General features: G+C 52.4%; 19 protein-coding genes. 7 read left to right on the top strand and 12 right to left on the bottom strand.

Annotated elements, in window-relative coordinates:
* Positions 1-235: 235 nt before the first annotated feature.
* A complete protein-coding gene (gene hrpB / locus EDM58_RS24225; protein WP_122915610.1) occupies positions 236-2,758 on the bottom strand; it encodes an ATP-dependent helicase HrpB in 2,523 nt (840 codons plus the stop codon).
* Positions 2,759-2,876: 118 nt separating this feature from the next.
* Here hrpB and EDM58_RS24220 point away from each other — a divergent pair, with 118 nt between their 5' ends.
* Positions 2,877-3,437, top strand: coding sequence for a 2'-5' RNA ligase family protein (locus EDM58_RS24220; RefSeq protein ID WP_122915609.1), 561 nt, complete (start codon positions 2,877-2,879; stop codon positions 3,435-3,437).
* Between the two features lie 106 nt (positions 3,438-3,543).
* On the opposite strand, the gene EDM58_RS24215 is transcribed toward EDM58_RS24220, so the two are convergent.
* The 8 genes from EDM58_RS24215 to EDM58_RS24180 are packed head-to-tail and all read right to left on the bottom strand — an operon-like array spanning position 3,544 to position 10,630.
* The gene (locus tag EDM58_RS24215) at positions 3,544-4,068 is read right to left on the bottom strand and encodes a YfiT family bacillithiol transferase (protein ID WP_122915608.1); all 525 of its coding nucleotides are present in this window, start codon (positions 4,066-4,068) and stop codon (positions 3,544-3,546) included.
* Positions 4,069-4,104: 36 nt separating this feature from the next.
* On the bottom strand, positions 4,105-4,683 hold the full coding sequence (locus EDM58_RS24210; protein WP_122915607.1) for a GNAT family N-acetyltransferase: 579 nt from the start codon (positions 4,681-4,683) through the stop codon (positions 4,105-4,107).
* 4 nt (positions 4,684-4,687) lie between these two features.
* A complete protein-coding gene (locus EDM58_RS24205; RefSeq protein ID WP_122915606.1) occupies positions 4,688-5,872 on the bottom strand; it encodes an amidohydrolase in 1,185 nt (394 codons plus the stop codon).
* Positions 5,873-5,900: 28 nt separating this feature from the next.
* Positions 5,901-6,926, bottom strand: a complete 1,026-nt coding sequence (locus EDM58_RS24200) for an LLM class flavin-dependent oxidoreductase (protein WP_122915605.1) — start codon at positions 6,924-6,926, stop codon at positions 5,901-5,903.
* A 31-nt stretch (positions 6,927-6,957) separates the two neighbouring features.
* Entirely contained in the window at positions 6,958-7,794 is an 837-nt protein-coding gene (locus tag EDM58_RS24195; protein WP_122915604.1) for a MetQ/NlpA family ABC transporter substrate-binding protein, read from the bottom strand.
* A 28-nt stretch (positions 7,795-7,822) separates the two neighbouring features.
* Positions 7,823-8,491, bottom strand: coding sequence for a methionine ABC transporter permease (locus EDM58_RS24190; protein WP_122915603.1), 669 nt, complete (start codon positions 8,489-8,491; stop codon positions 7,823-7,825).
* Positions 8,488-9,273, bottom strand: coding sequence for a methionine ABC transporter ATP-binding protein (locus EDM58_RS24185; protein ID WP_122915602.1), 786 nt, complete (start codon positions 9,271-9,273; stop codon positions 8,488-8,490). Before EDM58_RS24185 ends, EDM58_RS24190 begins: the two co-directional genes overlap by 4 nt.
* Before the next feature lie 4 nt (positions 9,274-9,277).
* Positions 9,278-10,630 (bottom strand): LLM class flavin-dependent oxidoreductase, encoded by a 1,353-nt coding sequence (locus EDM58_RS24180; RefSeq protein WP_122915601.1) that lies wholly within the window; start codon positions 10,628-10,630, stop codon positions 9,278-9,280.
* Positions 10,631-10,862: 232 nt separating this feature from the next.
* Between EDM58_RS24180 and EDM58_RS24175 the strand changes: the two genes are divergently transcribed.
* The 4 genes from EDM58_RS24175 (at position 10,863) to EDM58_RS24160 (ending at position 15,452) form a co-directional block, all read left to right on the top strand.
* Positions 10,863-12,365 (top strand): sensor histidine kinase, encoded by a 1,503-nt coding sequence (locus EDM58_RS24175; protein ID WP_122915600.1) that lies wholly within the window; start codon positions 10,863-10,865, stop codon positions 12,363-12,365.
* Complete coding sequence (locus EDM58_RS24170; protein WP_122915599.1) at positions 12,340-13,035, top strand: response regulator transcription factor; 696 nt, start codon at positions 12,340-12,342, stop codon at positions 13,033-13,035. The genes EDM58_RS24175 and EDM58_RS24170 overlap by 26 nt, the downstream gene beginning before the upstream one ends.
* A 126-nt stretch (positions 13,036-13,161) precedes the next feature.
* On the top strand, positions 13,162-14,637 hold the full coding sequence (locus EDM58_RS24165; protein WP_122915598.1) for an S-layer homology domain-containing protein: 1,476 nt from the start codon (positions 13,162-13,164) through the stop codon (positions 14,635-14,637).
* Between the two features lie 98 nt (positions 14,638-14,735).
* Positions 14,736-15,452, top strand: coding sequence for an ankyrin repeat domain-containing protein (locus tag EDM58_RS24160; protein ID WP_122915597.1), 717 nt, complete (start codon positions 14,736-14,738; stop codon positions 15,450-15,452).
* A gap of 151 nt (positions 15,453-15,603) precedes the next feature.
* Here the strand turns inward: EDM58_RS24160 and EDM58_RS24155 are convergent, their stop codons facing one another.
* Positions 15,604-16,434: a prohibitin family protein gene (locus tag EDM58_RS24155; RefSeq protein ID WP_122915596.1), complete on the bottom strand. Its 831-nt coding sequence runs from the start codon at positions 16,432-16,434 to the stop codon at positions 15,604-15,606.
* A gap of 31 nt (positions 16,435-16,465) precedes the next feature.
* Complete coding sequence (locus EDM58_RS24150; protein ID WP_122915595.1) at positions 16,466-17,371, bottom strand: alpha/beta fold hydrolase; 906 nt, start codon at positions 17,369-17,371, stop codon at positions 16,466-16,468.
* Between the two features lie 92 nt (positions 17,372-17,463).
* Between EDM58_RS24150 and EDM58_RS24145 the strand changes: the two genes are divergently transcribed.
* On the top strand, positions 17,464-18,255 hold the full coding sequence (locus EDM58_RS24145) for a YwqG family protein (RefSeq protein WP_183187615.1): 792 nt from the start codon (positions 17,464-17,466) through the stop codon (positions 18,253-18,255).
* 515 nt (positions 18,256-18,770) lie between these two features.
* Positions 18,771-20,234: an Msr family ABC-F type ribosomal protection protein gene (locus tag EDM58_RS24140; RefSeq protein WP_122915593.1), complete on the top strand. Its 1,464-nt coding sequence runs from the start codon at positions 18,771-18,773 to the stop codon at positions 20,232-20,234.
* 96 nt (positions 20,235-20,330) lie between these two features.
* On the opposite strand, the gene EDM58_RS24135 is transcribed toward EDM58_RS24140, so the two are convergent.
* Positions 20,331-21,542: an MFS transporter gene (locus EDM58_RS24135; RefSeq protein WP_122915592.1), complete on the bottom strand. Its 1,212-nt coding sequence runs from the start codon at positions 21,540-21,542 to the stop codon at positions 20,331-20,333.
* Between the last annotated feature and the right edge of the window lie 59 nt (positions 21,543-21,601).

Genomic DNA, 21,601 nt, shown 5'->3' with positions numbered 1-21,601 from the left:
CTCTACTCTCTAGGGTATGGGAAAATGATGTCAACCAGATGTCTAAAAAGGAAGGCTGCCTGAAAAATCAAGCAGCCGTTATCCAGGGGGGAGTACGTGAAGAAGCAATACTCTCCAGACGTCAAATCGCTTGTCCAAGGTTTCACGGATTCCCCGACTCGCGAATATTGCACTACCAAATTAGGAACGTCCACCTACGAATAGCGGGAAAATTCCCGGCCCATTCCTGGGACCGCTAGGCTTGTGGGCGGGTGTGGCGAGTCGGTGTCGCTTGGAGGGGATCATCTGGCCAGTAGTGCTTGGGATAGCGCCCCTTCAAATCTTTTTTCACCTCAAAATACGCCTGCTGCCAAAAGCTGGACAAGTCACGAGTCACTTGTACGGGACGGCGGGCAGGCGACAGCAGATGCAAGGTCAACGGGACCCGTCCTCGGCCAATACACGGCGTTTGATGCCATCCGAACACCTCTTGCAGCCGAACTGCCAACACTGGATTTTGCGGATCAGAATAATCGATGGGAATTCGTGAACCGCTTGGCACGACTATGTGTGTCGGGGCATACTCCTCCAATTCGCGTCGCTGGCTCCAACTCAGCAGCTCTGCAAGGATGGAATCGAGGGACAAGCGCGACAGGTCATCTCGCGTTTTGCAGCCGTACGCATGAGGACCCAGCCATTCATCCAAGCTGCCCAACAACGCTTCCTCCGAGACATCCGGCCAGCCTTCCTCGATGCTGTGCATCATCTGCAAGCGCTGCCGATACTGGATCGCCTGGCGATTCCAGGGCAGGATCTCCAATCCTTCTTGTGCTATCCCTGAAAGGAGCGCCTGCAGCACCGCATCCGGATCGGGATCGGCGACAGAGGATTCCCGCAATAAGAGCGCCCCCAGCTTTTTTTGCTTGCGAACGCGCACGGATTGGGACGGGCTATCCCACCATACTTTTTGCCCTTCCTCAATCTCGGCAGCAAAATGCTGCTCCAGCTCCGCCTCGCTCAACGCTGCAGCCAGTCGAATCCGGCTATCCGTCCCCTGATCATCCAATTGCGCTGCAACCACAATCTTTTCATAGGAGAGCCATTGCTCCGCCGGAAAAGCAGCTCCCCGGCCGTTGCGCAATACATACCGACCATTCTCTCGACGCTGGGCGATTCGATCAGGAAAGGCAAAGGCTACGAGAATGCCGATGGAAGCAAGGTCCTTTTCTTGTATACGAGGCTTGTCGGAGTTGCCGAGTTCGTGCAGATATCTCTCCGCTTCTTCGATTACCCGCACGCAAGTCCCGCGATCTATCTCTACATCGGAAGGAAGCGTCTGCAACTTTCCTGAGGCTTGCGACCCTTCGAGCAAAATCTGCATGCGCAGGCCGAGATCCGCCGTACGTCCCGCTCCGCTTCCCCTCAGGATATCACGCTCCCCGAGAAGGGCTGCCAACAGACAGCCCAGCATGGCGACCCCAAGCTGATCGGCTTTCACAAGCATATGTCCCAATCGAGGATGCAGCCCCATTGCAGCGATCTTTTTTCCATGCGCAGTCAGCACATGCCGTTCATCAAGCGCCCCCAGCCTCATCAACAGCTCTCGTGCCTGGATATAGGCAGCAGGCGGCGGCGGATCGAGCCAGCTCAGTTCTGCCGGCTCCTTCACGCCCCATGCCGCCAGCTCCAATGCCAGGGAAGCCAGATCCGCTTCCTTGATCCCGGGAACATGATAGGCTGGCATGACCCTCTCCTCTTGTTGCGTCCACATGCGGTAGCAGACCCCCGGACCAAGACGCCCCGCACGTCCTCTGCGCTGGTCAGCGGAAGCCAAGGAGACCGGAACCGTCTCCAGCCTCGTCATTCCGGTTCGCGGAGAAAAACGGGGAACGCGCATCAGGCCGCAATCGATCACGACACGCACTCCTTCCACGGTCAGGCTTGTTTCTGCAATCGAGGTAGCCAGCACGATTTTTCTCTCTCCAGGTTTTGCTGGCTGGAGTGCCTGGTCTTGCTTCTCCTGAGGAAGAGCCCCATACAACGGACAGATTTGTACCCCGGGAGGCAAGTCGATCAAGGAAAGCTCACTCGCCACTCGTCGGATCTCTCCAGCACCCGGCAAAAAGACGAGGATATCCCCTTCCTCCCGCTCCAGAGCCTGTCGAATGACGCGTACCGTCGACAACTCCAGCCTGTCGGTCAAGCGATGCGGCAAATACCGCGTCTCCACCGGATAGGTCCTGCCCTCGCTGGTGATGACAGTTGCATCCCCAAGCAATGCTGCTATCGGCCCTGCATCCAGCGTAGCGGACATGACCAGCAGCCGCAGGTCGTCACGGAAGAGCTCCCGTGCCTGTAAAGCGAGCGCCAGGCCCAAATCGGCTTGAAGACTGCGCTCGTGGAACTCATCAAAGATCAGAAGTCCGACTCCCTCCAAAGAGGGATCAGACTGCAGCATCCGGGTCAGCACGCCTTCTGTGATGACCTCGACGCGCGTATCGGGTCCGATCCGCGAATCCTGCCTAACGCGGTAGCCTACTGTCTCCCCGACGGTCTCGCCTCGCATCTTTGCCATGTAGCGTGCGACTGTTTTCGCTGCCAGCCGACGCGGTTCCAGGAGCAAAATACGCTGCCCCACGAGCCACGGCTCATCCAGCAGGGCGAGGGGGACCCGGGTCGTCTTTCCCGCTCCCGGCTCGGCGATCAGTACCGCGCTTCCTTGTATTCGCAGCGCTTCCTGACACTCGGGCAAAACATGATCGATTGGGTATACTGTCATCTATTTTCCTCATCTCGCGTTACATTCGTTTTCTCTCTTGTTTACTCTACCGGGAGGAGGTGATTTTGAAAAGTAGCGTGTAGGGGGGCTGGTTCAATCAAAGGAAAATAGTATAATTATGGAAATCACATTCTGGCATGCGGGGAACAAAGGAAAGAGAGGTGTTACCTTGGAACGTGCGATTCACATTTTTCCGGATATTGAACAGGTTGAGTTGATCCAATCAATCCGAAAAAAGTACGACCCCTTATACACTTTCATTCCTCCTCATATCACGCTGGTTTTTCCTTTTGAGAGCGAAATCACAAACACCGATCTCTATCGTCATGTAAAACAAGCCATAACTGGGTTTCAGCCATTTACCATTCGCTTGGAAGAAATCACGGCTTCTAATGGGCACTACCTGTTCTTAAATGTAAAGCAGGGGAACGATCAAATCATTGCTTTGCATGATAAGCTCTATACGGGGCCTATGGCTATATATCGTAGCTACATGCATACCTATCTCCCCCATTTGACCGTCGGAAGACTCAATCATGAACATGATTTAAAAGAAGCTCTCAAGGACACACGTTCTTTCAAGCATCGTTTTGAAACAAGAGTAAGCCATGTAATTGCCGAAAGAATCGATCATAATAGTCTGTCAAAAATAGAATTTGCCGTCTCTTTCCCTGATTGAAAAATACATCAAAAAACCAGAATGGAGAAAAATCCCCACCCTGGTTTTCCAGCAAAAGAGGCTCTCGTCAAGCGACGTTGCGAGAACCGCTTCTACCGCTTCCCCGCTACCAGTTCTTCCGCTCACGAAGCGTCGTAATATGCGCCGTATGGTGCAGATTGTGCCATGCAGCAAACGAAAGAGCTGCGTCCAGCGTCCAAACGCCATTCACCGGGTGACGGTAAGTTCGGGCGAAATCAGCCACAGGGGTTGAGCGCAGCAGGAACACCAATCTGCGGTTCAATTGCTCGATCAGTGCAAGTGATGCATCAATCGGCAACACTTTGCTGTCCGGCAGCTCCGCCCATCCCTCTTCGTCAAACGGTTTGACCACCGGCTCTGTTTCTGTCAACGCCAGCTTCGTACGGAAAAAGAAATTCAGATTTGCATCTGCCAAATGATGAACGACCTGTCTCACTGTCCACCCGTCTGGTCGGTAAGGTGTATCCAGCTGTTCGTTCGTCAGGTCCGAGACCGCCTCCGACAGCTTGACGGGCGCAGCTTCCAGCACGGCAATGAAATTTGCCCTCGTCTCCTCATCCAGCGAGTCCTGCCTTTGGAACGTTCCGATCGGATAGCGCAATTCCTCCATGGTTTCCCCCTCCTCTATTGGCCTGTGTTTCCTCCATTATATCCCAACCTCTGGGCGGATCAGAACAATAAGCTCGGCTGCCTCCACTCGCTTCGCCTGTGGCAAGGAGAGCCGATAGCACTTCACCAGATGCAGGCCGTTGTGAAACTCCTTCTCATAGGCTCGTTCGAAGCCCATCCTTTCGTACAAGCGGATAGCCGATGCCATCATATCTACGGTGTGCAAGTAGAGGTCAGCAGCCCCAATCGCCAAACACCTCTTTACTACCTCCTCGATCAGCGCAGCGGCCACGCCTCTTCCTCTCGCCAGCGGGGATACGCATAGGAAACGAATGACAGGACTGTTGATCCCCATATCAGTCCGTCCATACGCTGCTTCCGCTGACGGATACAACTGGACGCTTCCGATGATAGTCCCATCGATTTCGGCCACAAGTCGGGCGATTGCCCCCTTCCCGCTGACGGAATTACCGATCTCATCCTGGTATTTCTTCCACACCTCGGCTGGAAACAAATCCGCATACTGGCCGTAGGCTTCCAACATAACGCTGCGCACTGCTTCCTGCTCCGCTTCATCGGCTTCCCGGATGGTTATGGATTCTCGGAAATTGGTCATCCTCTCACCTCTCCTGATCCGGTTGTTCCGACAGAGAACGCAAAGCAAGCTCGGTCAGCTCTGCCAGGTACTCAGCCGTGATAGGCAGCGCCCTTTCATCGAGATCAAAAGCAGGATGATGCCACTCCCTTGAGCCTGATGTTCCTACGAAAAGAAACAGTCCTGGAACCTTTCTTTGATAATAGGCAAAATCCTCCCCGGCCAACGATTGCGCAGGCTCCACCGCTGTCAGTCCTAAAGCGGCAGTTGCCTCCCGCGCCAATGCAGCCAGCCTGCTATCGTTGCGGACAGCCGGCGGACCCTGTATCCAGCGAAGCTGTGTCTTCACCTGATACGCCGCCGCAACCCCCTCCACAATTTGCGCAAACCGCTCCCGCACCGTCGCTCTCGCATTCTCCTCAAACGTGCGGATTGTCCCATCCAGGACGGCGTTCTCCGGGATCACGTTCCAGGAGGTCCCGCTGTGAAAACGCGTGACGCTTACCACTGCTTGCTGCAGCGAACTGAGATTGCGGCTTACGATCGATTGCAGGGAGGTAACGATCTGCGAGGCGGCTACGATGGGATCGACTCCGACTTCCGGTACAGCCGCGTGTGTCCCCTGTCCCTTTACCTCCAGTACAAAACCGTCTGCTGCCGCCATCAATGGCCCCTCTTTGATGCCGATGGCGCCGACCGGCAAATCCGGTTTATTGTGCAGGCCCAAAATAGCCTTCACACCTTCCAGTGCCCCGCTCTCGATCACCTGCAGCGCGCCGACAGCCTTTTCTTCCGCCGGTTGAAAAATCAATCTCACTTTGCCCCGAAGCCCGCTTTCCTTGTTTTTCAGCAAGATCGCTGCTCCCAGCAAGGCCGCCGTGTGAAAATCATGCCCGCACGCATGCATTTTCCCTTGATTGCGCGACGCGTAGGGAAGCCCTGTCTCCTCCTGGATCGGCAGCGCGTCAATATCGGCTCGCAGCGCGATGATCGGGCCGCTGTTTCCCTCTCCGATTTCCGCAATCACTCCTGTGTTCAGTCCGTAATCCACGGTTTGTATCCCTGCTTCTGCGAGCCACTCCTGCAGCTTGGCTGTGGTCTTTCTTTCCTCTCCCGACAATTCGGGATACTGGTGCAGGTGGCGGCGATATTCCACCAATCTGTCCGCCAATTCCTCCGCACTTGATCGTGTATCAGCCAGATGTCCCATGGGCCATTTCCTCCTTATCCCAAGCCCTTTACACGGCAGTCTGCTTCTGCAAATCCGCAATGGCCGCCTGCAAGAAAGCAAATGAATCCAGCCGTTTCTGAAAATCCTTGACCGCAGAAGTGACGATAAATTCATTCACCCCGAATTTCTCCTTGGCAGCCAGCAGGCCCGTTCGCACCGTTTCCTTCGAGCCCTTCAAAATCTTTGCTTCCAGCACCTCGATCGTGTATGCCTGCCCGGATTGCTTGCCGAATTCCTCCGCCTGTTCCACCGTGTTCAAGATAAAGCTTTTTCCGCTTGCTAGATGAACCTTGGTGAGCAGGATGTCCCTGGCAAGGTTCTCCGCCTCTTCGTCCGTTTCAGCCGCGATGACGGAAATCGCCAGGATCGGCTGCGGCTTCGTCCCGCGAAACGTGCGAAATTGGTTGCGGTAGGTGTCGATCGCGATCTTTGCCGTATCCTCATCACCATTGATAAAAAGGGAAAAAACGTAGGGCAAGCCCAGCTCAGCGGCGATTTCCGCACTGGCGATGCTGGTGCCCAGCATGAACAGGTCTGCTGCTTTCTCAGGAACCGGCGTGGCGCGAAGGCCGTAGAGCGGATGCTCCTCCTCCAGCGAATTCGTGAGGAATTTTTCCACCTCTTTGATTTTTTCCTTGAGATCAGTTCCTTCTGGGCCCGCTCCCTGACGCAATGCCCGCGTGGAGAGAGGCAATCCCCCAGGCGACCGGCCTATTCCCAGATCGATGCGGCCCGGTGCCAGGGAAGCGAGGACATTGAAGTTTTCCGCCACTTTATACGGGCTGTAATGCTGCAGCATCACCCCGCCCGAACCGATCCGAATGCGCTCGGTATGGGCAAGAAGATACGCGATCAGAATCTCTGGCGATGAACCAGCCACCAAGTCTGAATCATGGTGCTCTGACACCCAAAAGCGATGAAAGCCGTGCTCTTCGGCAAATTTGGCGAGTTGGACGGTGCGATGCAAAGCCTCAGCCGCAGTCTCCCCCGGGAAAATCGGGCTTTGATCTAACAAGCTTAATTGGATCGTCATCTGAATCCCTCCCCTTTCATCAGAAAATCTGTTAAAAAGCTGGCACGACTGCGACACCGTATTTTTCTTCGATGAATTTTTTCACTTCGGCACTTTGCAGAGCGGCATCAAGCTTTTTGATCTCTTCGCGGTTTTCGTCACCTTTGCGAACCGCGATTACGTTGGCATAGGGAGAATCCTTGTCTTCCCGGAATAGCGCGGAGTTGGGATCGAGTTTGGCTTCCAATACCACATTGGTGTTGATCACTGCACCGTCCAGGTCGGGCAAAACTCTTGGCAGTGTCGCAGCTTCCGTCTCAATGAATTCCAGCTTTTTTGGATTTTCCACTATATCCTTAGGTGTCGCCTCATAGTTGTTAAGACCGTCCTTGAGCTTGATCAATCCCTGCTGCTGCAGCAAGACCAATGCTCTGTACTCGTTGGAGGGGTTGTTGGGAATCCCGATTTTGGCTCCCTCCTTCAGTTCATCCTTAGAGCCCAGCTTCTGCGAATAGAAGCCGATCGGCTCGACATGAACCTTGGTTGTAACGGCAAAGTCGAAGCCTTTTTCCGCACTGACCGAATCCAGATAGGGTACGTGCTGGAAAAAGTTCGCGTCAATTTGCCCGTCTTTCAGGGCTGGGTTGAGCTGACCCTCGTCATCCAGCACAATCACTTCGAGCTGGACCCCGTTCTCTTTCAGCTTCGGCTTGATAAATTCCAGGATTTCTGCGTGCGGGACGGGAGCCGCTCCTACTTTGAGCGTTACCTCCTTTGGCGGCTGGGAAGAGGTTTCTGTGGCACTGGAACCTGAGCCGCAGCCGGCAAGCAGCGAAGCGAGGATTACGGGTACTACGGAAACACTGAACAAGCCTTTTTTCTTGATCATGAACTCTCCACTCCTTTTTTGGTTGCCATTATTCAAATCTGGTGCGCTTTCTCTCGATCCGTCCCGCGACCGTATCACCTGTCCACTGGATGACCTGAACCAGCACGATGATCAGTATGACGGTGGAAAGCAAGACATCCTCCCGAAACCGCTGATAGCCAAAGCGGATGGCCAAACTGCCGAGCCCTCCTGCGCCAATGGCCCCGGCGATGGCAGTGAACTCGACTATACCAATAATACCGATAGTCATACTGCGAATTAAGGCAGGCAGGGCTTCCGGAATCATCACGCGGAAAATAATCGTGGATGCATTCGCCCCCATCGCTCTCGCCGCTTCGATTTTCCCGACGCTGACCTCCTTCAGCGAGTTCTCGATGATGCGACCAAGAAACGGAGCCGCTCCGATCGACAGCGCCACTATGGCGGCAGTCGGACCCAGTGTCGTCCCCACGACAAAACGGGCGAGCGGCAGCAGCAGGACGATCAGGATAATAAAAGGAAGCGAACGTACACTGTTGATCACCGTGCTGATCACCTTGTGCAGCCTTGGGGCTTGCAGAAGCCCGCCTTTTTCTGTGACAACCAGGACCACTCCCAGTGCCATCCCGAGCAAGAGCGCGAACAAAGAGGACCAGAGCACCATATAGAGAGTCTCCAGCAGTCCTCGCCACAGCAGTTCGAGCAAATCATCCTTCATATGCCGGCCCCCACTCCTTCCATCACGATCCTTTGCTCACGGTAATACTCGATGATTTTGACAAAGCGTCTGGCTGTGTCGCTCTCGGGATTCAGGAAAAACTTGTCGACTGGCCCCGTCTCCACGATGCGGCCGTGTTCGATGACTGCCATATTGCGGCAGATGTGCTGCAGGACATCCAACTCATGCGTGATCAGGATGATCGTCAGGTTCAACTCCCGGTTGATCTCCTTCAATAGCTCCAGGATGGAGTAGGTCGTTTGCGGATCCAATGCAGAGGTGGCCTCGTCGCTGAGCAAGACGTCTGGCTCGTTGACCAATGCCCTGGCGATGCCCACCCGCTGCTTTTGGCCTCCGCTAAGCTGAAAGGGATACGCCTTTTCCTTGTCTTGGAGCTGAACCAGCTCGAGGATTTCTCTCACCCGGCGTTGGATATGTGCTTCGGGATGCCCCGCCACTTTCAGTGGAAAGGCCACGTTTTGAAAGACTGTTTTGGAGTCGAAGAGATTGAAGTGTTGGAATATCATCCCTATTTTTTGTCTCGCTTGCTGCAACTCTGCTGGCGTGCATTGTGTGATCAGCCTGCCTTCGATCTCAATGGCCCCCTGATCAGGCTCCTCCAGACGATTGAGACAACGGATCAATGTCGACTTTCCCGCACCGCTAAATCCGATAATCCCGAAAATATCGCCTTTTTGAATCTCCAGGTTGATATTGTCAAGGGCTGTGACTGCTCCCTTTGGGGTCTTGTATGACTTGCTGAGATTGCGTATCGCGATCATGCTGTCACCGCCCTTTCAACGGGAGGGCAGGTGAAGCCGTATAGCGATTCTTCGGAATTGGCAGTCCAAAATGTCCGCGCAAGGTGTCCCGTTCATAATCGATGCGGAAGAGTCCCTTGCGCTGCAGGATGGGCACGACATGCTCGACGAACCTCTCGAGAACATCGGGAAGCAAAGGCGCCATCAGCATGAATCCGTCAGCAGCCTTCTGCGTAAACCACGTTTCCAGTGTAGCGGCAATTTTTTCCGGCGGTCCCACGAAGCCATCGTGGGTGTGAGAACCGGTCAGCAGCGAGTACAGCTCACGCAAGGTTGGATTTTCCCTGGCAATAACCGGCTGATGCTTCCGGTAATCCGCTTTGGTCTCCGGCAGGCGGTCCAGCCCCAGCTCCGCCGATTTCGTCTCCAGGGTTGCCTGGCTAAAGTCGATGCCTTTGAAATAGTCCGTCAAAAAGCCAAACGCTGTTTCGTCCGTAATCAAGGAGTCGAGCTGCTGCTGGATCTGTCGCGCTTCCTCCTCCGTCCCGCCGATGATGGGCGAGATGCCTTGCAGGATGTATACATCGTCTGGGGAGCGTCCGGCTGCGGCTGCTTTTCCTTTAAAGGAGCGGTAAAACGCTTGGGCGTCCTCGAGGTTGTATTTGATCGAAAAGATTACCTCTGCTGTACTCGCCGCAAAATTCTGTCCTGATTCAGAGGAGCCCGCTTGAACCAGGACCGGATATCCTTGCGGCGAGCGGCCGATATTCAGGGGGCCCTGGACGGAGAAAAATGTCCCTTGATGATCCAAGCGATGCAGCTTGCTCCGGTCAAAAAACCTGCCGCTTGCTTTGTCCCGGATAAAGGCGTCTTCCTCCCACGAGTCCCACAGGCCTCTGATCACCTCGACGAATTCCTCCGCACGCTTGTAGCGCAGGGTATGGTCAAAATGCTCCTCCCGGCCGAAATTGCGTGCCGTATTTCCTGACAAATCCCTCGTCGTGACGATGTTCCAACCCACTCTGCCCTTGCTGATCTGGTCTGCGGACAGCAGAAGACGGGCCAAATTGTACGGCTCGATATAGGAGGTGGATGCCGTCGCCACCACCCCGATCTTTGCGGTTGCCCCTGCCAGAGCCGTAATCAGTGTAATCGGTTCAAATCGGTTGAGGATATTGGGATGGGACGCTTCGTTAATCCCCAGGCTGTCCGCGATAAACACCATGTCGAATTTGCCGCGTTCAGCCAACTGCGCCAGGCTTTTGTAGAAATCAATATCAATGCTGGCATCTGCTTGAGCCGCTGGATGGCGCCAGGATGCGACGTGCATTCCCGTCCCCACCAGATAGGCTGCCAATTTGATCTGTCTACTGGTCATACGGTTATCCTCTCTTTCTCCGCAATTTCAAACTACACTATTCAAACCTGTTTACTCGGAATTATTTTCTAAAACATTACCACCTCTTTCATTGCCAGTCAACTGCTTATTTTCCTTTTTTAGGGTGGCAGCTCGTCTTCTCCCATTGAATTCCCTTTACTGCAGCAATGTCTCCTATATAATGAATGTGACATCATCCCCATGTTTCTTTGACCTTTGAGAGGTGAATACCGTGTCCATTCGGCTCAAGCTTTTGCTTTCCTATACAGGCATGCTCGTCATCAGCCTGCTTATGTTTTTCCTGACTGCCGTATTAATCACGATCGCAACGACTGGCGATCTGCACAGCTTTCGGGATTTCTATAAAGTTCATTATCAGCTCAATCCATTGACGGAAGAGGAGGAATCCATTTTCCTCGAGTTGAAATACCTGGCCAAAAACTCTCCGGATGAGCTGCAGGACGAACAGCTTCTGAAGGACTATGATTTTCAGCTCAGAACCGTACGCGCCGGTCTTTTTATCCGCCGGGAGAGCAATCAGGTCTTTGCATCCGAGACGTTTCATCAGCCTGATTTGGCCAAGCATCTGCCCGGCTATGATTTGAACAACAATCAGATCCGCAATACCTTCAACATCGGGGAACGCTTCTACGCTTATGCCAAATTCGATTTCCACTATACGGACGGCGCCAAAGGAAGTGTGTTTGTCATTCGCGAGCGCAGTCCGTTTGCCGAAGTGACCCGCAGGCTCCTCCCGATACTCCTGATTCTGCTTATCGGGTTTATCGTCATCGCCAACATCCTGCTGTACCGCTGGATTACCCGCAGTGTGATCAAACCGCTCGACTCCATGCGCCACTCTGCGGAACAGATCAAGGAGGGCAATCTGGATTTCTCTCTCGATCTTTCCTCCAAGGACGAAATCGGACAGCTCAACGAAGCGTTCGAGAACATGCGCAAGCGATTGCAGGAATCTGTCGCCCTTCGTTTGCAGGATGAAGAAAATCGCAAGGAACTGATCTCCAATATCTCTCATGACTTGCGAACGCCGATTACCAATATCAAAGGCTACATCGAAGGAATTCGAGACGGTGTCGCGGATACGCCGGAGAAAATGGACAAGTACGTCAACATCATCTACTCCAAGGCCGTGGATCTGGACAGGCTGGTAGACGAGCTGTTCCTCTACTCGAAGCTCGATTTGAAACAGGTGCCGTTTACGTTTGAACACGTGGAGATTGTTCCGTTCTTGGATGATTGCATCGACGAGCTGCACTATGCGCTGGAGAAGAAGGGGATCGAGATCGGCTGGGGGGAGCGGATCGATGCGGACACGAAGGTGATCGCCGATGTGGAGAAAGTAAAGCGTACCCTGCTCAACATCGTGGAAAATGCGCAAAAATTCATGGACAAAGAGAACAAAACGATTCAACTGTCGCTTCAAAGCGATCCGCAATGGGTGACGGTTGAAATCAGGGATAACGGGACGGGGATCCCGCCTGAGGCTGTCCCGCATATTTTTGAACGCTTTTACCGCGCGGAGCAGTCTCGCAATTCTTCGACTGGCGGCAGCGGACTCGGTCTTGCCATCGCCCGCCAGATCATCGAAGGACATGGCGGCTCCATTTGGGTAGAAAGTGAACCGGGAGCAGGAACAAGCCTGTTCTTTACCCTCAAACGCGCGAATGCACAAGGAGGAGCAGATTCCCATGCCGACAACCATCTTGATCATTGAAGACGAGACGACCATCGCGCAGCTGGAACGGGACTATTTTGAACTGAATGGCTATGAGGTCGATTTATGCCATACCGGTACGGAAGGACTTCAACTCGCCTTGAATGGCGATTACAACCTGATCATCATCGACCTCCAGCTGCCCGGCATGGACGGATTTGCATTATGCAGTCAAATCAGACAAGCCAAGGAAGTTCCGATTCTGATCGTCTCGGCTAAAAAAGAAGAGATTGATAAAATTCGCGCCTTCAACCTCGGCGCAGATGATTATATCACCAAGCCCTTTAGCCCGAGCGAGCTGGTCGCCCGTGCCAAAGCCCATCTGACGCGGTATGAACGGCTTCTCTCCAAGCAGGAGTCTGTTCCAAAAGCGGAAATTCATATCCGCGGTCTCACTATCGACAAAGAGTCTCGCCGGGTATACGTGCGTAACCAGGAGGTTGTTTTTACGACGCGGGAATTCAACTTGCTCGAATTTTTAGCGAGCCATCCCAATCGTGTATTTAGCAAAAATGAACTGTTCGAACGAATCTGGGGCATGGATTCCAGCGGAGATATCGCGACCGTCACCGTCCATATTCGCAAGCTGCGGGAAAAAATCGAGGTCGATCCCTCCAATCCGCAGTATATCGAAACCGTTTGGGGGGCCGGATACCGTTTTACCGTGTGACGTTTTTAGGGTTATTTAAGAAGGATTTTAGAATTTATTAATCTCTCGTTTCTTGGGAATTTAGGTCTCTCCTCTACTATACAGGTACAGGCAACTTACCTTGATAATCAAAAGGAGGATCTACCAATGAATTCCTTTTCCAAGAAATTGGCTACCATGCTGCTCGCCACCGCTGTCAGTGCGGGAACACTCCCCTTCGCTGCCTTGAACGCGCAAGCTGCTGCTCCATTAACCTCACAGGAAATCCAGCGAGCCGTAAATGAACTGACCCAACTGCGCGTCTTGCAAGGCTATCCCGATCACTCGATGGGTGTGCAGCAACCCGTAACTCGCGCGGAACTGGCAAAAATGGTGGTGCTGACATTTGGTTTGGAGGGAAAAACGGACCATCTGCCAAGCTTTGACGATGTGAAAAAAGATGCCTGGTATTCTGATTTTGCCGCCAGGGTGGTAGGACAAGACATTTTCCAGGCTGACGAGGGACGCTTTGATCCACAACGCACGGTTACAGCTGCAGAATTGGAGCAGATCATTGCCAAAGCGCTCAAACGAGACATGAAATCCGTCCAATACTGGATGGAGCGCGTTTCTACCACCAATGGCCCGCTGTCACGCGGAGAAGCCGCCTATCTGCTGAATACGGCGCATCAAGCGATTCCTTCCGCAACGGCTGCCATTACCGACATACGCCCGCTCAATGCGATCACGCTGATCGTCACCTTCGATGCTCCCTTAACAGCGGAGGACGAGGCTTTTGCTACGGCAAAGGAACAGTTCGCATTTAGCGACGGGCTTGCGCTGACCAACATGCCTCGCCTGAAAACAGGCTCTCTCTCTACCTATATCGTACCTACCTCGCCGCAGAAGCCCGGCACCCTCTACACGCTGACCTATAAAGGCAAACAGGCGGGTACATTCGCAGGACAAGGAACCAAACTGAACATGACCGAGGCCAGACAGGTGACGAACGATACCTTTGAGCTCGAATCGCTGAAAACAGCAGGTGTGACCGATTACGGCTACGTCATCTCCGCTTACAGTGCTGGGCGTGGAGCCAACGCTTTCGTGCTGGATGAAAACAACGCCGCGGATGGCAGAACCTATCAGATCATCTCCTCCATGCAGGCTCGCCAGGTAACGATCACTCCGGAAGGCGGTCAACCGATTGTAGCCAAGTACGTACCATTCACACAATCGACGGACGGCAAGCAAGAACCAAAATTCCGTCTGCCAGAAGGAGAGACGTTGAAACCAGGCGTCCGATACACGGTAACCTCTGAGTGGGCAGAGATTGCGAATCCAAACTTTGTAGCAGAGGAAATCGCACCGCTGCAATTGAGCGAAGCAGAAGCCGTCAGTGATACCTCGATCACGGTCACATTGACTGCAGATCCTGGCGACGAGCTGTTTTCCGGTCGCAGCGTCGAGCTGACCAGCCCTGACGGAGAGACGCTTCTGGCTACCTATAAGTATTCCAGCCGCAAAGGCGCAACAGGTGTGTTTGACCTCCAGCAAAATGGTACACTGAAAGCAGGAACCACCTATACCGTAACGCCTGTTGGCGACTGGGCAGGCAACTCCCAGGTCGAATTGGCGGTATAATATTTTGGATAAGGCGGACTGTTCAACTTTTTGCATAGATAATTGGGGCTCGGCATGACGCGAGAGGGCTACTATTCGGGGAAAGGTGCTGGTAAGCGATGCTGCGCGTCGGTCTTCTTTTTCTTGCCTTCACGTTGTCTGGATGTGAAGGGGGCGCGAACGACCTGCTCAAAAGCGAAGAGCAGCAAACAATCGAAGCGGTAAACAAGGAGATGGGAGAGTTGAATCAGGCGTTGTTACAGGCTGTTCAAAATGGAGATCAAGATCAGATCAAGAAGCTTCTGGCAGATGGAGCAGATATAGATGCCACAGATGATAGAGGCAGAACTTCTGCCATGATCGCGGTTCACACCGACCAACTTGAAATTTTCCAATTACTGGTTGAAAAAGGAGCGAACATCAACATCCGGGATCAGCGTCTGGACAATCCTTTGCTATACGCTGGCGCAGAAGGAAAGATTGATTTCGTAAAAGCAGCGATCGCAGCTGGCGCAGATACGACGATTACCAACCGTTTTGGCGGCACGGCCCTGATTCCTGCAGCCGATCGCGGACATGTGGAGGTCGTTCGCGAGCTGCTCGCCAACTCCGACGTCGATGTAAATCACGTCAACAATCTGGGCTGGACCGCCCTGCTGGAAGCCGTGATTTTGGGCGACGGCGGAAAAAATCACCAGGAGATTGTGAAGCTGTTGATCGATCACGGTGCTGACGTTAACCTGGCTGATCACGATGGCGTGACTCCCTTGCAGCACGCGAAGAAGCGCGGGTATCAGGAAATGATCGAGCTGCTGACAAACGCTGGTGCGAAGTGACAGGGTGTATCCTGCAAGAACGAAAAACGGGTGCTCATCAGAAGCTGATCTTCTGTCGAGCACCCGTCTTTTCTGTGAAAAACGTCTCGACGTTTTTCACAAAAGTGGATGTGACCGCTTGCGGTCAAACAAAACGGTCATGACCGTTTTGTTATTGCTTGTTCACATCGATAAATGGCATGGCGCCGCCAGTGACATTCGGCATTTTGCCGTCCCATTTGCGGATCGCTTCCAGCTGCGCTTCGATCTGTCTGAGCTGGATCAGCTCCGGCGTTACTTCCTGCTTTTGCAAGCGGAGTGCTTCCGCCTGCGCTTGAGCTTTGGTAATCTCCTGCTCTTTCTCGATCTTGATGCGCTCGAGATCCAGCTTGGATTTGAGCGCTTGCTGCTCGGCGATCTGCTTGGATTCAATCGCACGGTTAAACTCTTCGCTGAAGGTAAATTCACGGATGTTGATTTCATCCAGCACAATGTAATAGGTCGAGAGCTTCGTGGTCAGCAGTTCCTTCACTTTAGCGCTCACTTCCGAGCGTTTGGAGATCAGTTCCTCGGCTGTATACTGAGCCGTCACCGCTTTGAGCGCCTCGGCTATGGCCGGGTCTACAATGCGGGTATTATAATCCAGGCCGACCTGCTGATACAATTTGTTGACGCTGTTGGCATCCAGGTGGTGGTTGACCGCTATCGTTGTCGATACGGTTTGCAGATCGCGTGATGCAGATGTCTGACTCGTCTCTGACTTTTGCACACGGACCTCGATCGGAATTACTGTTTGAATAAACGGAATCTTGAAATGAAGACCTTCTTGCAGCACTTTCGGCTGAACAGCCCCCAATTGCAGCACAATACCGCTATGGCCTGCTGAAATTATTGCAAAGGATTGTGTTCCCAACAATGCGATGACAGCAATCACTAAAATCGTAACAATCCATTTTCCTCCCTGTTTGAAGGAATTCATGTTGACTACATTATCGTCGCTCATATTCCGCCTCCCCTTCTGATGTTTCTGTACTCTAGTCTATACGGGAAAGGGGGACTGAAGTTTCAGATTCATTCGTATTTTTGTCCCATTGACTCAGAAAAGAAAGCAGTTCCCGATTTACCTGCTCGGAACCTTTGCCCAGCCATATCAAATGCCCCCAGGTATCGAGGAGACATAGCTGTGCGTTCGGCATGTGCTTAGATGCGCGATGGGCGTGTTCGAGCGGAACCGTTCCATCCTGCAGACTATGCATGATCAGTACGGGACACGTCACGTTCTGCAGATGCTGAATCTCAATCTGTCCGGGGTGTACAAGGTCAATCATGAAGCCATGCCCCGACCGCTGACGACGATTCATTGCACGAAATGCCTCCAAATCTTCGGGCAGGAGATAAGATTCGACTTCTCTCCAGGGCAGCTTCGTAAAGGACGAGGCCATCTGTTTGAACATGTAACGTGGGAAGCGGTCGGTCACGGATGCAAACAGCTTCCAGACATAGGCCTCCACTCCGGGTCGAAACAGAATTTTTGCCGCCTTGTACTCCTTGTCTTTTGAAGTCAGCCATGGGCCTGTCACCGCTGATTGCAGTGTCAGTGTACATATTCGCTGCGGGTATTGGGAGGCAAAGAATATGCCGCTTGGTCCGCCGGCAGAGACCGCGATGACATGGAGCTTTTTGATTTGCAAATGGCGAAGCAATTCTTCATACGCCTGACAGGCTGTCCTGAGGCTTTCTCCGAGCTCGCGGGAAGTCTCGCCATACCCTGGACGTGACGGCGTGATCAGGGAGTAGCCTGCATCCAACAGCGCCTGATAGCCAAACTCTTCTGTGCAATTGGAATGACCGCCATGCAGCACGAGGATTGGCTGCCCTTCTCCCCGAATAGAATATTGAAGTCTGGTTCCCTCTGACAGGGTAAGGAATTCAATTTTCAAAACGAACCCTTCTCTCTTTCTGGCATCATCGTGAGCAGATTGGATTGCGTCTATCTTACCTATTATTTGGCAATGCGAAAAGGAGAATGTCGATGAAAGAAAAGGTAATTTCCCTCATTGAGAAATATGGTTTGGAAGAGATGAAAGAAACCATCCTCGCTCATCTTCATCCCTGCATCTATCTGCTGCCGCAGCGAACCGAATTTCCTGAGTTAGCCAAGAGCCGATTAGGCGGATATCCCGATTTTCCTCCTGGCTGGAGCTACCCGTTGTACAATGGTGAACCGCTTGTCTTCATCGGTCAGCTCAACCTGGAGGAAATCCAAAACTTAGGCATAGCCAACGAACTGCCTGCGCGCGGCCTTCTCTACTTTTTCTACGAAGCCAAGGAGCAGTCGGTATTTGGGGAGCTCGAAAATAGGGACGGTTGGCGCGTCTTGTATTACGATGGCGATCTCTCCGCCGTACAGTCCGTTCCTTATCCCGGTACCGACCAGGAATACGGGGTACTTTACGCCAACCATCTGCAGATGAAAAAGGGACTGTCGCTTCACGGGGACGGGATCAAGGTTCCTGACGCCTTGTGGGACACGTATTACGACGAGTTTTTGCCCGCCTTTGCCGAGATCAACGGCTCGCATACATGGAACCACCAGGTGCTGGGCCACCCGAACAACATCCAGGGCGATGTCTTTGAGGAAGTAGACTACCTCCAGGGCAAGGAAAATGGCGGCCCTTACACCCTTTTGCTGCAGGTAGATACCGATGAGGATAACCTCGGGATTATGTGGGGGGATGTCGGTACGATCTACTTCGTCCTCTCTTTGGAAGATTTGAAAGCGAAGCGCTTTGAGAATGCGTTGTTTTCGTATCAATGCTGCTAAAGAGAAATGAAGGCTCCTGTTCTCTGAAAAGAGTATCTAGGACTCTACGTTTTAGGGTATAAAGTGCTTCTCAGACTGGGTTGACAGCTGGCGAAGTCAATGCTAGCATTCAATACATTAAACTGTAGGAGGATCGTTATCTATGCTACACTCCATGCGTATTCGATAAGCGGGCAATAAAAAAGCGATTTTTCCACAACTGTGGGCTTTTTTGAGCTGCTTATTTATACGTTTGGAGACATAGATGCCGATTTTAGATAGCTTATATTTGCTATGCTTTTTTCGCTGTGTCCGCACTCGTAATTTCATGCAGATCAAAGCCTGCTTTTGTGGGCTTGGATCTGCATTTTTTATTGCCAAAAACAACCCTCAATCAGAGATTTTGGACAGTAAAAGGAGAAAGGAACGAATACTATGCGACATATGCGTTGGAACTTCTTTATATAATCCTTCCTTCAAAAATCGCAGGCAATCCTGCGAACAGAAAACTGCGATTACTGAAGGAGGTTACAAATATGAGTGCATTGATAAAAGCAAAAGATATTCACGTAGAATTTATGGGTCGGGAAGTATTAGCGATTGATCATTTGGAAGTTCATGATTATGATCGCATCGGTCTGGTCGGTGCGAACGGAGCAGGAAAGAGCACGTTGCTGAAAATATTGCTGGGGGAGATTGCCTTGCCACAGGGGAAAATTGTGAGGGACGGTAATTTTGCCTATATTCCGCAATTGGATGATGTTGTCGTTCATGAGGAAGTGGATCCCGCATTGCTGGGCAAGCTTGGCGTAGACAGACTAGACCTGGAGCAAATGAGCGGCGGCGAAGAAACACGGCTAAAAATTGCACAGGCTCTATCAGAAGGAATGCACTGTATCTTTGCGGATGAACCGACGAGTCATCTCGATCGGGAGGGTATCGACTTTTTGATCAAGCAGCTCGCATTTTTCACGGGCGCTTTGCTCGTGATTAGTCATGACCGGTATTTTCTTGATCAGGTCGTCGATAAAATTTGGGAGTTAAAAGACGGAAAGATTAACGAATATTGGGGCGGATACTCTGACTACTTGTCACAAAAAGAAGAGGAAAGAAAAAACCAGTCTGCACAATATAGGCAGTTTATCTCTGAACGAGCCCGGCTGGAGAAAGCAATCACCGAAAAAAAGAACCAGGCCCGCAAAGTAGACCAAAAGGCGAAAGGAGCTTCAAGAAAAAACAGCTCTGAAAGCGGCGGCCGACTGAGCCATCAAAAAACGGTGGGCAGCAAGCAGAAGAAGCTCCATAATGCCGCAAAAAATATGGAGCATCGAATCGAATTGCTTGGTGATGTGAAACCTCCAGAGGTGATTCGTTCCGTCCATTTCCGTCAGAGCGAATCATTAGAGCTACACAACCCCTTTCCAATCGTAGGGAACGAGCTCTGCAAACAGGTAGGCAACAAGGTCATTTTCGAAAAGGCGTCTTTCCAATTTCCGCTGGGTGCCAAGATAGCGGTGACGGGTTCAAACGGAACGGGAAAAACAACCCTTTTCAAAATGATCATGAATTGTGAAGACGGCATCTCTCTATCACCAAAAGCAGCAATCGGATACTTCGCGCAAAACGGATACAAAGTTGACCGTCATCAGGGCATCATGGAGTTCATGCAGGAAAACTGTGATTATCAGATGTCGGAAATTCGCACTGTACTGGCATCTCTGGGATTTTCTCAGCATGACGTACGAAAAGAGTTGTCTGTTTTAAGTGGCGGGGAAATGATAAAATTACAGCTTGCCAAAATGCTGCTCGGGCGATACAACATCTTGCTTATGGATGAACCAAGCAATTTTCTCGATCTTCCTGCAGTGGAAGCACTGGAAAATTTGATGAAAGACTACGCAGGTACCATTATTTTCATAACACACGACGTCCGCTTGCTGGAGAACGTCGCGGATTTCGTATACGAGATCAAAGATAAAAAAATCATTCGGAAGTGCTAAGAAGTTGACTGGATGATTGGATCCGATAAAACAACGGCAGCTTCGGACCTTATTGTCTGTCCAAAGCTGCCGTTGTTTCTTTTGACCGATGTTATTCTAACGTTCGTGATGCATCGCGACGACGGCGGGTTTGGCTGCTTTCGCCAGGCTTGCCGCCAACAGCAGGGCGAGAAGCAAAAAGCCTGTGATCAAACCGACTACGCCAGCCCAACCATAGTCAGACCAGAAGACGCCTCCGGCCGTACCCGCTACACTCGAACCAGCATAGTAGAAAAACAGGTAGAGCGAGGAGGCCTGCGCCTTGTCCTCCAGCGCACGTCTGCCCACCCACGCGCTGGCGATGGAATGGCTGCCAAAAAAGCCGAAGACAAGGATCGGCAAGCCAAGCATTTTTACCCACAGATTCGATTCCAGCGTGATGAGTACGCCGATCAAGGTCAGTCCCAGGGCGACGATCAAGATTTTTTGCCGTCCATAGGCGTCTGCCAGCTTCGCCATCCATACCGAGCTGACCGTCCCCACGAGATAGATGATGAAAATCCAGCCGACCAGCGTCTGGCTGAGATGATAGGGCGGCGCCGTCAGCACATAGCCCAGGTAGTTGAACAGCGCGACATTGCTCCCCAGAATAAGAAAGCCAATCCCGTACAGGCAAAGCATCCCACGGTCTCTCAGATGATGCCCGAACGAGAGCAGCAGTTTTCGCGGCTCCGGAGAACGCGGGTGAAAATGGCGGGATGGCGGCAAGCTCAGCCAAAAGATCAGGCAAGCCAAAAAGCTGATGAAGCTGATCGTCCCCAACGCCACATGCCAGCTAAAAAAGTCCGTCATCATCCCGGTGAGAATCCGTCCGAAGACGGCCCCCAACGAGTTGCCGCTGATATAGAGTCCCATCGCGACTCCCAAGCTCTCGCCGTCCATCTCTTCTCCCAGATAGGCCATCGCAATCGAGGGCAAGCCCCCCAAAGCGATGCCCTGAATCATGCGCAGCCACAAGAGCGTCTCAAAGCTCGGACTGCAAGCAGTCAGGACAGACATGGCAGACGCAGCCAGCAAGGATGCCATCATGACAGGCTTACGTCCCCACACTTCAGACAAAACGCCAAAAAACAGCATGCTGACCGCAAGCGAGATCGTCGTCACCGACAGCGAAAGGCTCGCCATCGTCGGAGAGACGCCGAAATCTTTGGTAAACTCCGGCATCAGGGGCTGTGTGCTGTACAGAATGGCAAATGTATTAAAGCCAGCGGCGAAAAAAGCGATATTCGTTTTTCGAAAGGCCTTTGTCCCTTTCTTGATGTGTTCCACTTGGATGCTACCTCCCCAGCTCCACACTCTCTTGTTTGTATCGTATCACCCATCATTTA

Origin of the sequence: Brevibacillus panacihumi (assembly GCF_003710985.1) — a bacterium.
GTDB lineage: Bacteria > Bacillota > Bacilli > Brevibacillales > Brevibacillaceae > Brevibacillus > Brevibacillus panacihumi.
This window is presented reverse-complemented; position numbering and strand designations above follow the sequence as displayed.

Coding starts and splice junctions, on each gene's coding strand:
- EDM58_RS24200 (WP_122915605.1), bottom strand. CDS start 6,926: ATGACGATCCAATTAAGCTTGTTAGATCAAAGCCCGATTTTCCCGGGG.
- EDM58_RS24140 (WP_122915593.1), top strand. CDS start 18,771: ATGAGTGCATTGATAAAAGCAAAAGATATTCACGTAGAATTTATGGGT.
- EDM58_RS24145 (WP_183187615.1), top strand. CDS start 17,464: ATGAAAGAAAAGGTAATTTCCCTCATTGAGAAATATGGTTTGGAAGAG.
- EDM58_RS24165 (WP_122915598.1), top strand. CDS start 13,162: ATGAATTCCTTTTCCAAGAAATTGGCTACCATGCTGCTCGCCACCGCT.
- EDM58_RS24155 (WP_122915596.1), bottom strand. CDS start 16,434: ATGAGCGACGATAATGTAGTCAACATGAATTCCTTCAAACAGGGAGGA.
- EDM58_RS24170 (WP_122915599.1), top strand. CDS start 12,340: ATGCCGACAACCATCTTGATCATTGAAGACGAGACGACCATCGCGCAG.
- EDM58_RS24210 (WP_122915607.1), bottom strand. CDS start 4,683: ATGACCAATTTCCGAGAATCCATAACCATCCGGGAAGCCGATGAAGCG.
- EDM58_RS24220 (WP_122915609.1), top strand. CDS start 2,877: ATGGAAATCACATTCTGGCATGCGGGGAACAAAGGAAAGAGAGGTGTT.
- EDM58_RS24195 (WP_122915604.1), bottom strand. CDS start 7,794: ATGATCAAGAAAAAAGGCTTGTTCAGTGTTTCCGTAGTACCCGTAATC.
- EDM58_RS24160 (WP_122915597.1), top strand. CDS start 14,736: ATGCTGCGCGTCGGTCTTCTTTTTCTTGCCTTCACGTTGTCTGGATGT.
- EDM58_RS24215 (WP_122915608.1), bottom strand. CDS start 4,068: ATGGAGGAATTGCGCTATCCGATCGGAACGTTCCAAAGGCAGGACTCG.
- EDM58_RS24185 (WP_122915602.1), bottom strand. CDS start 9,273: ATGATCGCGATACGCAATCTCAGCAAGTCATACAAGACCCCAAAGGGA.
- hrpB (WP_122915610.1), bottom strand. CDS start 2,758: ATGACAGTATACCCAATCGATCATGTTTTGCCCGAGTGTCAGGAAGCG.
- EDM58_RS24180 (WP_122915601.1), bottom strand. CDS start 10,630: ATGACCAGTAGACAGATCAAATTGGCAGCCTATCTGGTGGGGACGGGA.
- EDM58_RS24190 (WP_122915603.1), bottom strand. CDS start 8,491: ATGAAGGATGATTTGCTCGAACTGCTGTGGCGAGGACTGCTGGAGACT.
- EDM58_RS24205 (WP_122915606.1), bottom strand. CDS start 5,872: ATGGGACATCTGGCTGATACACGATCAAGTGCGGAGGAATTGGCGGAC.